The organism is Streptomyces sp. NPDC003379 (assembly GCF_053589195.1).
Window position 1 is genome coordinate 1 of record NZ_JBSFRK010000092.1, and the last position, 16,006, is coordinate 16,006.

General features: G+C 71.3%; 12 protein-coding genes and 1 pseudogene. 7 read left to right on the plus strand and 6 right to left on the minus strand.

The genetic code is table 11. The annotated features are described in order from the left end of the window. Positions 1-74: 74 nt before the first annotated feature. Positions 75-2,441 (minus strand): maltotransferase domain-containing protein, encoded by a 2,367-nt coding sequence (locus ACWDVB_RS39225; protein WP_451519981.1) that lies wholly within the window; start codon positions 2,439-2,441, stop codon positions 75-77. A gap of 190 nt (positions 2,442-2,631) precedes the next feature. Between ACWDVB_RS39225 and ACWDVB_RS39230 the strand changes: the two are divergent. The 3 genes and pseudogenes from ACWDVB_RS39230 to ACWDVB_RS39240 form a co-directional block, all read left to right on the plus strand. After that, positions 2,632-3,114, plus strand: a pseudogene (locus ACWDVB_RS39230) (pep a2); the annotation flags it as partial. 257 nt (positions 3,115-3,371) lie between these two features. Beyond that, complete coding sequence (gene glgX, locus ACWDVB_RS39235; protein ID WP_451519982.1) at positions 3,372-5,519, plus strand: glycogen debranching protein GlgX; 2,148 nt, start codon at positions 3,372-3,374, stop codon at positions 5,517-5,519. Between the two features lie 156 nt (positions 5,520-5,675). Beyond that, on the plus strand, positions 5,676-6,542 hold the full coding sequence (locus ACWDVB_RS39240) for a VOC family protein (RefSeq protein ID WP_451519983.1): 867 nt from the start codon (positions 5,676-5,678) through the stop codon (positions 6,540-6,542). Positions 6,543-6,557: 15 nt separating this feature from the next. Here the strand turns inward: ACWDVB_RS39240 and ACWDVB_RS39245 are convergent, their stop codons facing one another. The 5 genes from ACWDVB_RS39245 to ACWDVB_RS39265 all read right to left on the minus strand — a co-directional run bounded on the left by ACWDVB_RS39245 (position 6,558) and on the right by ACWDVB_RS39265 (position 12,524). Beyond that, positions 6,558-8,189: a phytoene desaturase family protein gene (locus ACWDVB_RS39245; RefSeq protein ID WP_451612048.1), complete on the minus strand. Its 1,632-nt coding sequence runs from the start codon at positions 8,187-8,189 to the stop codon at positions 6,558-6,560. A gap of 13 nt (positions 8,190-8,202) precedes the next feature. Next, positions 8,203-8,673: an SRPBCC family protein gene (locus ACWDVB_RS39250; RefSeq protein ID WP_451519917.1), complete on the minus strand. Its 471-nt coding sequence runs from the start codon at positions 8,671-8,673 to the stop codon at positions 8,203-8,205. 103 nt (positions 8,674-8,776) lie between these two features. Further along, positions 8,777-9,886, minus strand: coding sequence for an FUSC family protein (locus ACWDVB_RS39255; RefSeq protein ID WP_451519916.1), 1,110 nt, complete (start codon positions 9,884-9,886; stop codon positions 8,777-8,779). A 115-nt stretch (positions 9,887-10,001) separates the two neighbouring features. Next, entirely contained in the window at positions 10,002-10,889 is an 888-nt protein-coding gene (locus ACWDVB_RS39260) for an SDR family oxidoreductase (RefSeq protein WP_451519915.1), read from the minus strand. A 129-nt stretch (positions 10,890-11,018) separates the two neighbouring features. Beyond that, positions 11,019-12,524, minus strand: a complete 1,506-nt coding sequence (locus tag ACWDVB_RS39265; protein WP_451519914.1) for a SulP family inorganic anion transporter — start codon at positions 12,522-12,524, stop codon at positions 11,019-11,021. Between the two features lie 193 nt (positions 12,525-12,717). Between ACWDVB_RS39265 and ACWDVB_RS39270 the strand changes: the two genes are divergently transcribed. The 4 genes from ACWDVB_RS39270 (at position 12,718) to ACWDVB_RS39285 (ending at position 15,946) form a co-directional block, all read left to right on the plus strand. Continuing rightward, entirely contained in the window at positions 12,718-13,113 is a 396-nt protein-coding gene (locus ACWDVB_RS39270) for a MerR family transcriptional regulator (protein WP_451519913.1), read from the plus strand. Positions 13,114-13,457: 344 nt separating this feature from the next. After that, positions 13,458-14,099 (plus strand): carbonic anhydrase, encoded by a 642-nt coding sequence (locus ACWDVB_RS39275; RefSeq protein WP_451519912.1) that lies wholly within the window; start codon positions 13,458-13,460, stop codon positions 14,097-14,099. 54 nt (positions 14,100-14,153) lie between these two features. Further along, a complete protein-coding gene (locus tag ACWDVB_RS39280) occupies positions 14,154-15,725 on the plus strand; it encodes a SulP family inorganic anion transporter (RefSeq protein WP_451519911.1) in 1,572 nt (523 codons plus the stop codon). Between the two features lie 53 nt (positions 15,726-15,778). After that, positions 15,779-15,946, plus strand: a complete 168-nt coding sequence (locus tag ACWDVB_RS39285; protein WP_451519910.1) for a hypothetical protein — start codon at positions 15,779-15,781, stop codon at positions 15,944-15,946. Positions 15,947-16,006: the final 60 nt, after the last annotated feature.

The window sequence follows — 16,006 nt, forward strand, 5'->3', positions numbered from 1 at the left end:
GCGTTTGAACCAGTCGGGATGCCGGTCCTTGGTGGGCGTGTCCTCGAAGGTGTCCTGCACGGGCTCATTGACGATCATGGTGTGGGTGACCCTCCCCTCTCCCCCGCCTCCGGCCGGACCAGCACGTGCGCGCCACCCGGGCCGAGACGCACGTAGTTGGCCCTGCCCCACCGGTAGGTCTCGCCACTCAGCTCGTCGTACACCGGAACGTTCGCGTGCCGGTCCAGGCCGAGCCGCGACATGTCGAGGGAGACGGTGCCTTCCCGGGTGTGGTGGGGGTCGAGGTTGGCCACCACCAGGACCAGGTCCTCACCGTCGCGCTTGCTGTAGACGATGAGCGCGTCGTTGTCGGCCCGGTGGAAGTGGAGGTTCCGCAGGAGGTGCAGGGCGCGGTGGCGTCGCCGTACGTCGTTGAGCGTGGTGATGAGGGGCGCGATGGTGCGGCCCTCGCGCTCGGCCGCCGCCCAGTCGCGCGGGCGCAGTTCGTACTTCTCGGAGTGCAGGTACTCCTCGCTGCCCGGTTCCGCCGCGGTGTTCTCGCACAGTTCGAAGCCCGCGTAGACGCCCCAGCTCGGCGAGAGGGTGGCGGCAAGCACCGCGCGCACCTCGAAGGCCGGGCGCCCGCCGTCCTGGAGGTATCCGTGCAGGATGTCGGGGGTGTTCACGAACAGGTTGGGGCGCAGATACGACGCCGTCTCCACGGAGAGGTCGGTCAGGCAGTCGACGAGTTCCCGCTTGGTGTTGCGCCAGGTGAAGTACGTGTACGACTGCTGGAACCCGGCCCGGGCCAGCGCCCGCATGACCGCGGGGCGGGTGAAGGCCTCGGCGAGGAAGATCACGTCCGGGTCCGTGCCGTTGATGCGGGCGATCACCTCCTCCCAGAACGCCACGGGCTTGGTGTGGGGGTTGTCGACGCGGAAGATCCGCACCCCGTGCCCCATCCAGAACCGCAGCAGCCGCACCGTCTCGGTGATCAGCCCCGGCATGTCCCGCTCGAAAGCGATCGGATAGATGTCCTGGTACTTCTTCGGCGGGTTCTCCGCGTACGCGATGGAGCCGTCCGCCCGCTGCCGGAACCACTCCGGGTGCTTGTCCACCCACGGGTGATCCGGCGAACACTGCAACGCGAAGTCCAGCGCGACCTCCAGACCCAGCCCGCCCGCGCGCCGCACGAACGCGTCGAAGTCGTCGAAGGTCCCCAGGTCCGCGTGTATGGCGTCATGGCCGCCCTCCGGCGAGCCGATCGCCCACGGCACGCCGACATCCCGCGGGTTCGAGGACAGGGTGTTGTCCGGGCCCTTGCGGAAAGTGGAGCCGATCGGGTGGATCGGCGGCAGGTAGACCACGTCGAAACCCATGTCGGCGACCGCGGGCAGCCGCTCGGCCGCCGTGCGGAACGTCCCCGACACCGGCGCCGCCCCCTCACGGACGACGGCACCCTCCGAACGCGGGAAGAACTCGTACCAGGACCCGAAAAGCGCCCGCCGCCGCTCCACGAGCAGGGGCAGGGCGTCCGAGCGGGTGATCCGTTCCCGCAGCGGGTGGCGGGCGAGCACGGCGTCCACCTGAGGAGTGAGCGCCGCCGCGAGGCGGGCGGGCGGTGGCCGCAGTTCGTCGCGCATCGCGTCCGCGGCGGCCCGCAGCGTCCGGCGTGCCACGCCGTCCGGCACTCCGTCCGCCGCACGCTCGTACAGCAACGCCCCTTCTTCAAGCGTCACTTCGGTGTCGACGCCGGCCGGGATCTTGACCTCGGCCGAGCGGCGCCAGCCGGTCACCGGGTCGGTCCACGCCTCCACGGCGTACGTCCAGCGCCCCTCGGCGTCCGGTGTCACCTCCGCGCCCCAGCGGTCGCTGCCCGGGGACAGCTCACGCATGGGGGTCCAGGGCCCGGTCCTGCCCTCGGGGCCGCGCAGTACGACGTTGGCGCCGACCGACTCGTCGCCCTCGCCGAAGACCGTGGCCGTGACCTGGAACGACTCACCGGGAACCGCCTTGACCGGGCGCCGGCCGCGGTCGAGGACCGGGCCGACATCCGACACGGGCACGGCGGGGAAAGCCGGGCTCTTCTCCGCCGATGAGGTCATCGGTCTCTCCTCTGCCACGTTCTGGCGCACGGGGCGCAGCGAACAGCCGAGCGGCGCCGACGGCTCGGCGGTGGGCGCCGGCGGCGGGCGCCGCACCGGCCGCAGGCTCAGGTAGTTCTCGGCCGCGTCGGCGGCGATCCGCGCCGTGCACTCACCCATCAGTACGCACAGGGTGTACGCGGTGTTCTCGAAGTGCATCCGCACGGCGCGGTCCGCCGGGTCCGCGAGCAACAAGCGCTCCCACGCCCGGTATTGGTCCAGATGCCGCGCGACCTCTGCTTTGGTGGGCAGCAGCATCACGCCGGTCACCTTCTCGTTCTCCGGCAGCGGCGTCCGCCGCTGGTCTTCCCGACCCATGGTGCACGTGTGACCACGCAGCGTCCTGTTGGATCTTCAACCACCGGCGCTGACCTGCTCGTGTTGCGCGAACGGAGCAGTGCTCTCACCCTGAGACTGACTCAGAAGCGATCAGTGTTCACGCTTCGTGCTCGGGGCCCGGCTCACGGAGCCGGGAAGACCGGGGCTTCGCCGAGAGGAGCCAAGCGCGATGAAGACTGCAATCCCCTGTTACTACCACCTAGAGGTGGAGATCAGCCCGGAGAGGATCGATCAGGTCCGGCGCATTCTGGCCGCGCATCTCCGGCACTGGGGCCTGGGGATTCTCGCCGAACCCGTGTGCCACTGCGCCGGTGTACTGCTCCGGGCGGTCGAGGAACACGGAGCGGACAAGAACGCCGTGGTGGAGATGTGGTGGAACGGACAGCACCTCATCACCGCCGTGTCGGACAACGAGCGCGACCTCCCCGACCCGCACTACGGGCCGCAGGGGTGCCTGGCACAGATCGCCGCGCTCAGCGACGGCTGGGGCAACTACCCGGCGACCAAGGGCAAGATCATCTGGTTCTCGCACCGCGCGCGGTGCCCCGAACGCGCCCCGCTGGCCCCCACGGCGCCCGCGCCCACGCTGCGCGTCGCGCGCCCGCTGCCGCGCGAGGTGCCCGTGGCCGCGCTCGCGGCTCCCGCGGAGGAGGAGCCGGTGGTCGTCGGCTCCGCCCCGGGCGCCCACGAACGGCGGCCTGACGGATCATGGCCCAGGATGGGGAGGAGATCCACAGCGTCGTCTCCCGAGCCGCGAACGGCGTCGCCCGTGTGAGCGCCGTGTTCACGCGGCAGCGCGCCACAGGCCGCGGCGACCCACTGGGACGCCGCGGCCTTTCGGTGCCTTCGGGCGTGCCGCGGGCGCTGAGGACAGACCGATACCACGCTCATCCGTATGGAGGCAGCAGCGTGCGCACCTGGACCGGACGCCCTTTCCCCCTGGGGGCCACCTACGACGGCGAAGGAACCAACTTCGCCCTGTTCAGCGAGATCGCCGACCGCGTCGACCTCGTCCTCGTCCATGAGGGCGGCAGGCACCGCAGCGTCACCCTCTCCGAGGTCGACGGCTTCGTCTGGCACTGCTACCTGCCCGGAGTGGGCCCCGGCCAGCGCTACGGATACCGGGTGCACGGTCCCTGGGACCCCGCCGCGGGCCACCGCTGCAATCCCGCGAAGCTGCTCCTCGACCCCTACGCCAAGGCGTTGGAGGGGCAGGTGGACAACCACGGCGCTCTGTACGAGCGCGCGGCGGACGGGCCCGAACCCGCCGACAGCGCCGACCACACCCTGCTCTCGGTGGTGACCGACCCGTCCTTCGCCTGGGAGGGCGACCGTCCGCTCCGGCGGCCCTACGCCGAGACGGTGATCTACGAAGCGCACGTACGCGGCCTGACGCTCACGCACCCCGGGGTCCCCAGGGAGCTGCGGGGCACTTACGCGGGTCTCGCGACGGACGCGGTCATCAACCACCTCCTCTCGCTGGGGGTGACGGCCGTCGAGCTGATGCCGGTGCACCAGTACGTGCAGGACGGCTTCCTGCTCGACCGCGGCCTGTCCAACTACTGGGGGTACACCTCCATCGGCTTCTTCGCCCCGCACAACGCCTACGCGGCGCGCGGCTCCCGGGGCGAGCAGGTCGACGAGTTCAAGTCGATGGTCAAGAAGCTGCACGCGGCAGGGCTCGAAGTGATCCTCGACGTGGTCTACAACCACACGGCTGAGGGCAATGAGAACGGCCCCACGCTCGCCTTCCGCGGCATCGACAACGCCTCGTACTACCGCCTGGCGGAGGACGATCCGGCGCACTACTTCGACACCACCGGCACCGGCAACAGCCTGCTGATGCGGCACCCCAACGTCCTTCAGCTGGTCATGGACTCGCTGCGGTACTGGGTCACCGAGATGCACATCGACGGATTCCGCTTCGATCTGGCCGCCACGCTCGCCCGCCAGTTCTACGACGTGGACCGGCTGTCGGCCTTCTTCGACCTGGTCCAGCAGGATCCGGTGGTCGGCCGCGTCAAGCTGATCGCCGAGCCGTGGGACGTCGGCGAAGGGGGCTATCAGGTGGGCAACTTCCCGCCCCTGTGGTCGGAGTGGAACGGCAAGTACCGCGATTCCGTACGCGACTTCTGGCGCGGCGAGGAGCACTCGCTCGCCGAGTTCGCCTCCCGGCTGACCGGCTCGTCCGACATCTACCAGCACGACCGCCGCCGACCGCGCGCCAGCGTCAACTTCGTCACCGCGCACGACGGCTTCACGCTGCGCGACCTGGTCTCGTACAACGACAAGCACAACGAGGACAACGGCGAGGACAACCGGGACGGCGAGAGCGTGAACCGCTCGTGGAACTGCGGCGTCGAGGGCCCCACCACCGACGGGGCGGTCCTGGAGCTCCGCGCGCGCCAGCAGCGCAACTTCCTCGCCACCCTCCTGCTCTCGCAGGGCATCCCGATGCTCGCCCACGGCGACGAGCTGGGCCGGACCCAGCAGGGCAACAACAACGCCTACTGCCAGGACAACGAGGTCTCCTGGATCGACTGGGACCTCGACGAAGAGCAGCGGGAGCTGGTCGAGTTCACCCGGCGGGCCATCGCCCTGCGCGCGGCGCACCCGGTGCTGCGCCGGCGCCGGTTCTTCCGCGGGGAGACCGCGACGCACCGGGGCCAGCCGCTGGCGGACCTGGTGTGGCTGCGGCCCGACGCGCGGGAGATGACGGAGGAAGACTGGCAGCGGGGCGACGCCCACGCCGTCGGTGTCTTCCTCAACGGTGACGCGATCGCGGAGCCGGACTCCCGCGGCAGGCCCGTGGTGGACGACTCCTTCCTGCTCCTGCTGAACAGCTACCGGGAGCCGGTCGTCTTCCGGCTGCCGGGCCCCGCGTACGGGGAGCGCTGGACGGCGCGGATCGACACCTCGGACCCGCTCGGCCGTTCGGACGAGGCCGAGCACAAGGCGGGCGGTGAGATCACCCTGGAGGGGCACAGCCTCCTCCTGCTCTCCCGGCGGTCCCTGACCGACAGTCGTAAGAGCAGGTCGGCGGGGTCGGCGGAGTGAGGAGCCCGCCGAGTGGCGCGGCGCCCGCCCTCTTGCCCACACTGAAGGGCGGCAGGGCGCCGAGCCTCCCGCTGAACCCGAAAGCACAGGTGCCGGAGTGGCTTTCCAGGGCGCCTCGATTTCCAGGACGGGTTGCACATGCACCACGACAACAGGATGCCTCCGGGCCCGGACGGTACGAGCACTACGACGGCCTCGGACAAAGGCACCCGACGCGGCAGGACCGGGTCGGTGCTGAGTGAGTCAGCGGTCGGGGCCCCCTGCTGGGTCAGCCTGACGGCACGGGACCTCACCACCGCACAAAGGTTCTATGGCGCCGTGATGGGCTGGCAGTTCCGGCCTGCCAAGCTCGGTGAGCAGTTCTCCGTCGCCACGGCACACGGCGACCCCGTCGCCGGGGTCGGCGCCATCGCCTCCTCTTTCCAGATCGCGGTGGCCTGGACCCCCTACTTCGCGGTGCTGAGCGCGGACGAGACGGTGAGCCGCGTCCGGGAGCGCGGGGGGACGACAGCGGTGGGGCCGATCCCCTTCCCCAACGGACGCGCGGCCCTGCTCTCCGACCGTGACGGTGCCGTCTTCGGCATCTGGGAGGGCGAGATCCTCACCAGCTGGCGCAGCGAACTCCACACGGCGCCCGCCTGGGTGCGGCTGCGCACCCGCGACGCGTTCGACGCCGCCATCTTCTACGGCGAGGTCCTCGACTGGGCGTGCGGGCGTCCCGAGTGCTGCGAGGTGCGCTACCAGCAGGACGAGGTGGTGGTCTACAGCTCCGGCCGTCCGGCGGCCCGGCTCAGCTCGGGCGCCGTCGAGGCGGACCCGGATCCGGGCGTCCGGCCGCACTGGCAGGTCCACTTCACGGTCGCGGACGTCGAGGCGTGCGTGCGCGCCACGGCCGAATCCGGCGGGCAGGTGGTGGACCAGGATCTCGCCGCGCAGCCTCCTCGGGCGACGCTGCGGGACCCGGACGGAGCGCAGTTCAGGGTCGCCGCCGTCGCCAAGGAGGCGGGCCGGCCGCCGGTCTGAGTCAGCCGGTCCGAGTCAGAAGTCGCCCTGCTTCCGCCCGGTCCTGCCGCGGCGGCCCAGCGCGCGCTGGGCCGCGAAGACGACCCCGGCGCCGAAGCGGGCGCGCAGGGCGGCCCGGGCGGCGTTGGCTCCCGGGGCGCCGTGCACCCCGCCGCCGGGGTGTGCCGACGCGGAGGCGAGATAGAGGCCCGGTACCGGCGTCTCCGGACGGCCCGCGCCGGGGACCGGCCGGAACACGAGCTGCTGATGCAGGCTCGTCGTACCGCCGTTGATCGCCCCGTGCCGCAGATTCGCGTCCATCGCCTCCAGTGTGGGCGGTGCCAGGACGCGCCGGGCGATGATCCGGTCGCGGAAGCCGGGCGCGAGCCGCTCGATCTGCGTCTCCACCCGGTCGGCCATCGCCTCGGACTCCCGCTCGTCCCACTTTCCCGTCAGGGCGTCCTGCCCCGCGTCACCCTTGATGCGCTGGGGCGCATGGGTGTACGCCCAGGCCGACTCGGTTCCTGCCGGTGAGCGTGAGGCGTCCGACGTGGTCATCTGGCCGACCAGGGCGAACGGCCTGTCCGGCACGAGCCCCCGCGCGATCTGCGCGGCGAAGCGGGTCAACTCGTCCACGCCGTCGGCCACATGGACCGTGCCCGCCCCGCGGGCCTGCTCCGCCGTCCAGGGGATGGGCCGGGACAGGGCCCAGTCGACCTTGAACGTCGCGAAGTCCCACTGGAAGCGGCGTACGTCCTCGACGAGGCGCGGCGGCAGGTGCGCGTCGTCGACCAGACCTCCGTACAGGTCGGGAGCGGCCACGTCGGCCAGTACCGCCTTGCGCGCCACCACCCCCTCCCCCGACGCGGTGCGCACGCCGACCGCGCGGCCGCCACGGACCACCACCTCGGTGACGCGCTCGCCGCAGCGCACGCTCGCCCCGCCGCGCTCCAGGCGCCGGACGAGGGCGTCCGTCAGCGCACCGGCGCCGCCGACCGGCACGGGAAAGCCGTAGCTCTGCCCGAGCATGGACATCAGCCAGCCGAAGCCGCCGCTGCCCGCCGCCTCGGGCGCGAGGTCCGCGTGCAGGGCGTTGCCCGCCAGCAGGAGCCGTCCGCCCTCGCCCGCGAACTCCTCCTCGCCGAGCCGCCGCACCGGCAGGACGAGCGAGCGGGCCGCCCGCAGCCCGCCGCCCGCCCTGACCCGCGCGGCCAGCGTCAGCCCGGAGCGCACCGGCGGGAACGGCGTGAACAGCGCGTCCACCAGCGGCTCCCGCAAGCGGTCCCACAGCTCGTACAGGCGTTCCCAGCCCTGGCCGTCCCCCGGGGCGAAGGTGTCCAGCGAGTCGCGGGTCACGGCGCGGTCGCGGCTCAGCACCGCGCAGCGCCCGTCCGCCAGCGGATGGGCCAGGACGTGCTCGGCGTGCGACCACCGCAGGCCGTCGCGTTCCAGGTCCAGGGCCTTGAGTACGGGCGACGCGGCCGCCAGCGGATAGAAGGCGCTGAACACGTCGCTGATGTAGTCCGGGTGCACTCCGCGGTCGCTGCGCACGGCCCCTCCGGGCCGGTCCTGGGCCTCCAGGACCTCGACGCTCCAGCCCGCGTCGGCCAGTACGTTCGCCGCGACGAGCCCGTTGGGCCCCGCGCCGATCACCACTGCGTCCGGCATGTGTCCACTCCCCTCAGCCCTCTGCGGCCTGTTGCCGGGCCGCGTGGTCGCTGGGGCTCTGTTCGACCACCTCCGCCAGGCGGTTCAGCATGCGGCGGTGCCGGAGCTGGATGAGGGCGTCGACCCCGGCGTTGTGCAGCGCGCCGCCCGGCCCCTGGAGCGGATGCTCGTCGACGACCACCAGCGTGTGGGCGCCCCACGGCCGTACCGCGATGGCGATACGGGCCGTGCCGAGCGGCCCGCTATAGGCCTCCAGTTCGATTCGGTCCGGTCTGTCGAGGTGGCGCACCACGGTGTGTCCGGCGGCCCGCCAGGGGCCGAGCCGGACGGTGTACTCGATGCGTGAGCCGACCGCCGGCCACTGTGCGTCGAGCGGCCGGGAGTCATGCGTACCGACCACCCAGTCGGCGTACCGGTGCCCGTCTTCCAGCACCTCCCACACCTTGGAGGGCGGCCTCTTGACCAACTGGTGGCGTACGGCCACGTCGTGCCTCCTCGCTCCTTGTTCCGCTGTTCGGTCCTTGCCCACAGCCCACAGCAATCTCGTGCGGCACGCCACACGAGGTCGTACGCGTCCGTCGTGGCCGTCACCTGCCGGTGGCGTCCGCGGCTTCCGGGTTCCCCGCGATGGACGTCAGATCACTCAGAAGTCGTTGCGTGTCGGCGGCCAGTCCGCCGAGGGCGGCGGTGGTCTCCGCGGGACGGTCCCTGAGCAGGAGCATCAGCCGCTCGTGCGCCGCTTTCGCCGTGTTCAGGGCGCGCCGGCGGTCGCGCACCGTCTCCGGGGGGTCCCGGAGCTCGGCGGCGCGGGCGTCGCTGTCGTCGAGCGCGCACACGTCGCCGGCCGCGCGCAGCAGCTCGGCCAGGATGCGCGGCGCGTCTTTCGGCAGGTCGGCGACCGACGGCCGGTCCTCGCCCGTCTCGGCGAGGGGGCGCACGGTCGCCCTGATGTGCTCCGTGATCCGGTCCCAGATGAAGTCCCAGTCGGGCGCGGGCGGGTTCGGTACGGAACGGCGCAGCTTGCGGCCGGGGTTGAAGCGGTAGCTCTCGTCGGACCAGCGCCGGGCGCTGCGCAGATCCGTCACGAGGTCGGTCAGCCGCTGCGCGCGGTCGTACCAGCCCTGGGCCTTCTTCGGGTCGAAGGACTCCTCCTCGATGCCGTCGGCCACGGCGTGCAGCAGATCGGCGCTCTCCTGGGACAGCCTGGCGCGCAGATGCCGTACGTCGCGTCCGTGCACCGGGGGCAGGACCAGGGCGTTCACGGCGATGCCGATGACGGCGCCGAGGAGCGTCTCGAAGACGCGGTGCAGGATGTCGACGGCCGAGTACGTCCCGTACGCGAGGACGAACAGCGCCGCCGTCGGGGCGTACATCCCCTGGGTGCCGAAGCGGGCGTAGGTGCTCAGGAGGACGGTGACGGGCAGGACGAGCGCCATGGCGGCCAGCGAGTTGTTGCCGGTGAGGACCGCCGCGCCCGCGGCGAGCAGGGTGCCCACCACGACCACCGCGAACTGCTGGATCGCCGACCGCACCGAGCGGTAGACGGTGCTCTGTACGAGGAAGAGTGCCGTCCACGGTGCGAGGAGGGCCATCGGCGCGCTCCACCACCATCCGGCCACCGCCCAGGCGAGCACCCCGGCGCCCGCCGCCTTGAGCGACTGGACGGTCGTGTCCCGTTCCGGCCCTGAGACCGTCACGGCCCTGCGGGCGGATCGCCACAGGGCCGTGACCTCCCAGGTCAGCGCGTTCCTCCGGATGGTCGCCTCCTTGCGTCGTCACGTCCGTCGCGTCGTCTCAGGGCAGCGGTGTGTGTCAGGGCAGCGGTGTACCGCCCGTGGCGTTCATGATCTCGGCGGTGATGAAGCTCGCGTGCTCGGAGGCGAGGAAGACGTAGGCGGGTGCCATCTCGGCGGGCTGCGCGGGCCGGCCCAGCGGCGCCTGCTTGCCGAACTCCTTGGTGTCGGGCAGCGTCGCGGGGATCAGCGGCGTCCACACCGGGCCGGGGGCCACCGCGTTGACGCGGATGCCGTCGTCGGCCAGCATCTGGGCGAGTCCCTGGGTGAAGGTGACGATGGCGCCCTTGGTCATGGCGTAGTCGAGCAGGTGCGGGCTCGGCTTGTAGGCCTGCACGGACGTGGTGTTGATGATGGATCCGCCCGGCGGGATGTGCGGTACGGCCATCTTGCAGAGCCAGAACATGCCGTACAGGTTGGTCCGCACCACCTGGTCGAACTGTTCGGTGGAGATGTCACCGATGCCTTCCGGCTGGGACATCTGGTAGGCGGCGTTGTTGACCAGGATGTCGATCCGTCCGAACTCCGTCACCGCCCGCTCGACGAGCCTGCGGCACTGCTCCTCCTCGCGGATGTCGCACGGCACGGCGAACGCCTGCCGTCCGGCCTCCTCGACCAGGCGCGCCGTCTCGTGGGCGTCGCCCGCCTCCGACGGCAGATGCGTGAAGACGAGGTCCGCGCCCTCGCGTGCGAAGGCGATGGCCACCGCCCGGCCGATGCCGGAGTCGCCGCCGGTGAGCAGCACCTTGCGGTCCTTCAGCAGTCCGCTGCCCCGATACGACTCCTCGCCGTGGTCGGGCGGCGGGTCCATGGCTCCGGTCCAGCCGGGCGGCTCCTGTTCCTGCTGCGGGAAATCAGGCTGGGGGTGGCGCGTGGTCGGGTCCTGTGCGCCGGGGGTGTCGTTCATCAGCTGCGCCTTCCTGCTCGTCCCTTTCCACCCTCCGCTCCAGGGGCGGCTGCCACCACTTGGGGGGGGAGCCCTCGGGTGCCCGGGCGGACCGCCGTGAAACGGCCGTCGGCAGGGGAAGCGGGCAGGTCAGTGGCCGCCGGTGAGTTCGCCGCTGAGCTTTTCGTGGATGTGGGCGCTCGGCTCGTTCAGGCCGACGATCTCGACGGTCTTGCCGCGACGGGCGTACTTGGTCTCGATCGCGTCGAGGGCGGCGACGGAGGAGGCGTCCCAGATGTGGGCCGCGGAGAGGTCGATGACGACCTTGTCGGGGTCGCCCGCGTAGTCGAACTGGCCGACGAGGTCGTTGGAGGAGGCGAAGAACAGCTCGCCGGTGACGGAGTAGACGACGCTGCCGCCCTCCGGGGAGGTGACCGGGGTGACCTGGGCGAGGTGGGCGACGCGCTTGGCGAAGATGACCATGGCGGTGACGGAGCCGACGACGACGCCGATGGCGAGGTTGTGGGTGGCGACGACGCACACGACGGTGACGACCATGACCGTGATCTCACCGGCGGGCATCCGCCTCAGCGTCTTCGGGGCGATGGAGTGCCAGTCGAAGGTCGCGAAGCAGACCATGACCATGACGGCGACCAGGGCGGCCATGGGGATGTCGGAGACGACCGGCCCGAAGACGACGCAGAGGACCATCAGGAACGAACCGGCGACGAAGGTGGAGAGGCGGGTGCGGGCGCCGGACACCTTTACGTTGATCATCGTCTGGCCGATCACGGCGCAGCCGCCCATGCCGCCGAAGAAGCCGGTGACGATGTTGGCGATGCCCTGGCCGATCGACTCGCGGGTCTTGGAGGAGTGGGTGTCGGTGATCTCGTCGACCAGCTTCGCCGTCATCAGGGACTCCATCAGTCCGACCAGTGCCATGGCGAGCGCGTACGGGGCGACGGTCGTCAGGGTGTCCATGGTGAACGGCACGTCGGGCAGCCCCGGCACGGGCAGCGACGAGGGCAGCTCGCCCTTGTCGCCCACGGTCGGCACGGCGATCCCGGCGGCGACCGTGATGGCCGTGAGGATGACGATGGACACGAGCGGCGCCGGGATCACCTCGGTGACCTTCGGGAAGAACACCATGAGCGCGAGGCCGCCGATGATCAGCGGATAGACGGCCCAGGGCACGTCGTGCATCTCGGGGACCTGCGCCATGAAGACCAGAATGGCGAGGGCGTTGACGAAGCCGACCATCACGCTCCGGGGCACGAACCGCATCAGCTTGGCGACGCCGAGCGCGCCGAGGACGATCTGGAAGACACCGGCCAGGATGACGGCGGCGATCAGATGACCGAGGCCGTGCTCGCGGTTGAGCGGGGCGATGACCAGGGCGACGGCGCCGGTGGCGGCGGAGACCATGGCGCGGCGCCCGCCGACGATCGAGATGGTCACGGCCATGGTGAAGGACGCGAACAGGCCGATCGCCGGGTCGACTCCGGCGATGACCGAGAACGAGATTGCCTCGGGGATCAGCGCGAGGGCGACGACGAGGCCGGCCAGGATCTCGGTGCGCCAGACCTTGGGGTCGGACAGCCAGTCGGGGCGCAGACCGCGCAGGCGCGCGGCCGGGGGCGGTGCGGGAGAGGACAAGAGAACGGGACCCCGTCGTGCTCGGGCACACCCGGCATCGGAAGGGGCGTGCAACTCGGCGTGCACCTTACTCTACCCTGACGTTAGGGTAGAGATCGGGTGGTGATCGACGTCGGTGTGGTCCGTGCGGGCCTCGGCGACTTGTCGGTGGCGGGGCCGCGGGGCCCGGCCGCGGAAGAAGGAGGGGGCCCGCGTGAGGAGCGAGCACATGCAGATCGGCGAGGTCGCCGCGCGAACCGGGCTGTCGCTGCGCACCATCCGGCACTACGAGGAGACGGGGCTGGTCACACCCTCCGCCCGCTCCCGGGGCGGCTTCCGCCTCTACACCGAGTCCGACGTCGCCCGCCTGATGGTGATCCGCCGCATGAAGCCGCTCGGCTTCACCCTGGATCAGATGCGGGACCTGCTGGACGCCACCGACCGCCTCGACTCCGGCGAGGCTCTCCCGACGGCCGAGCGGGAGGCTCTGCTGGAACGGGTGCGCGGCTACGAGCGGGACGCGGCCGAACAGGTGGAGGGGCTGCGCGTCCAGCTGGCCCGCGCCGAGGAGTTCGCGGGGACGCTGCGCGAGCGGCTGGACCAGGGATAGAACGGCTCGCGACGGGAACCGGGCGGCACACGACGGCGTGGGAACGGAATCGCCGCGCGTACTCCACATGATCTCCACGTAAACCCGTGCCAACGGTTTATGTCTGTACCAATTCCCAGGTCAGCGACGCTTATTACTCATTCTTTGGCAAGAATTTGCCCTGTCATCAAAGGTTAATGCGATGGCAAAGTGAGAGACACCGCAGCCGTCGAGGCTGTGTCCGGGGCGCACCGACGTCCGCTGCGGCAGCGCCGCCGCAGCGGTCCACCGCGCCCCACCGTCACCATCGACCCGACCACACCGCGTCCCGGCACCCGCCGGAGAGACGCAGGAGGCAGGCCACCTTGAAGTCACTGATCGACCACGCCCGTTCGTTCGCCGCGACGCACGTCGCGGATCCCCGGAACACCGCGGCCTTCGAAGCCCTCGGGGCCGGGCAGTCCCCCGAAGCCCTGTTCGTCACGTGCTCCGACTCGCGCGTCGTCCCGGCCCTCATCACCGGAGCGCGCCCCGGCGAACTCTTCGAACTCCGTACGGCCGGCAACGTCGTACCCCCTTACCCCTTCGACGGTCACCCGGACCGTGACGGCCACCCCATGAGCGAGGCGGCCACCATCGAGTACGCGGTGTGCGTCCTCGGAGTCCGCGACATCGTCGTCTGCGGACACTCGCACTGCGGCGCGGTGGGCGCCCTGGTGCGCGGCGAAGACCTGTCGGCCGTCCCGGCCGTACGCGGCTGGCTGGAGCACTCCGTCGCTCCGGACGACGCCCTGCGCTCCCTGACGCCGACCTCACCGGACGTGGCGGAGGCCGTGCAGACGCACGTGCTCGCACAGCTGGAGAGGCTGCGCGCGTACCCCTGTGTGAGCGAGCGGATCACCGACGGCTCGCTCACCCTGCACGGCTGGTACTACGAGGTGCACACCGGCAACGTCTCCGTCCACCGCCCGTCGTCCGACGGCCGCCCGGCGTTCGGCCCCCTGTGAGGGCCCTCGCGCCCCTCCGTCCGGCCCGCCTCCACGACAGGACTCCCCACCCTCATGTCCTCCTTCCTCTCCCCCTTCCGCCCGCTGCGTGAGCCCGGCGTCCTGCGCCAGGACGTCCTCGCCTCGCTCGTCGTCTTCCTGGTCGCCCTGCCGTTGTGCGTCGGTGTGGCGGTCGCCTCCGGTGTCCCCGCCGAACTGGGCCTGGTCACCGGCATCGTCGGCGGCCTGGTCGTCGGCTTCCTGCCGGGCAGCGCCCTTCAGGTGAGCGGCCCGGCCGCCGGTCTGACCGTGCTCGTCTTCGAGGCGGTACAGGAGTTCGGGCTCGGCATGCTCGGCGCGATCGTGCTGCTCACCGGCGCGCTCCAGATAGCCCTCGGCCTGCTGCGCTGCGGCCGGTGGTTCCGTGCGATCTCCGTCTCCGTCGTCCAGGGCATGCTGGCGGGCATCGGACTCGTACTGATCCTCGGTCAGCTCTACACCATGGCCGAGGCGGAGCAGCCCCGTTCCGGGATCGACAAGATGGCCGGGCTGCCCGGGCTGCTCGCCGACATCCTGGGCGACACCGCGTCGCTGACCGCCGCGGCCGTCGGCCTCGGCACGATCGCCGTGCTCGTGCTGTGGCCCAAGCTGCCCGCGGCCGCGCGTGTGGTGCCCGCGCCGCTGGCCGCCGTCGCGCTGGCCACCGCCGTCGTCGCCGGTTTCGGCCTGGACGTGGCGAACGTGACGGTACGCGGCCTGGTCGACGCCATCCAGCCGCCGGGCCTCGGCGACCTGGCCGACCTGGCCGGTGTGGCCGTACTCGGCACCGTCCTGGCGTTCACCCTGATCGCCTCCGCCGAGTCGCTGTTCAGCGCCGCGGCCGTGGACCGCATGCACGACGGGCCCCGCACGCAGTACGACAAGGAACTCGTCGCCCAGGGCGTCGGCAACACCGTGTGCGGCGTGCTCGGGGCGCTCCCGATGACCGCGGTCATCGTCCGCAGCTCCGCCAACGTCCAGGCGGGCGCCCGCACCTCGCTCTCGCGGATCCTGCACGGCGCGTGGCTGCTGCTCTTCGCCGTACTGCTGCCCACCGCGCTCGGCATCATCCCGCTGGCGGCGCTCGCCGGCGTCCTGGTACACGCGGGCTGCAAGCTGATCCCCGTCAAGGAGATCGTCCCGCTGGCCCGCGCCCACCGCGGCGAGGCCTTCGTCCTCGTCGCCACGGCGATCGCCATCGTGGTGACCAACATGTTCGAGGGCGTGGTGCTCGGCCTGATCCTCGCCGTGGCCAAGTCCGCCTGGGACACCTCCCATGTGCACGTCGACGTACGGGAACTGCCCGGCGGCCGGCTGATCGTGACCCTCACCGGCAACGCCACGTTCCTGCGGCTCCCCCGCATCCTGGAGACGCTGGAGGCCATGCCCAAGGACCGGCCCATCGAGCTGGACCTGACCGTGGTGCGCCACCTGGACCACGCCTGCCGTACGACGCTGCAGAACTGGGCGCTGCGGCACAACGACAGCGGCACGGAGGCGGTACGGATGCGGATGCGTCCGGCGACCGCTTCCGAAGGCTCCGAAGACGCCGGGCACGCGGGACACACCGAGGAGCCCGAGCACGCCGAGGCGCGGGTACGGAGCTGATCCGTCCAACCGCCCCTCTGCATCACCTGTCAACCACCTATGGAGGTTTCACCATGGAGAAGCTCATCAAGCGCATGACCGAAGAGTCCGTGTGGCAGAAGTGGGTCGCCGCCAACTCGGCCTCCGGCGGCGCCACGGGGGCCGCGAAGGACGGCTGCATCAGCGCGACGCCGAAGAGCGGTTGCATCAGCGCCACCGGCAAGACCGGCTGCATCTCCTGAGCCGCTGATCCCGCATGGACTGTGTCGATGATGTACACGGTGGCGTTGGCGGTTTTGATG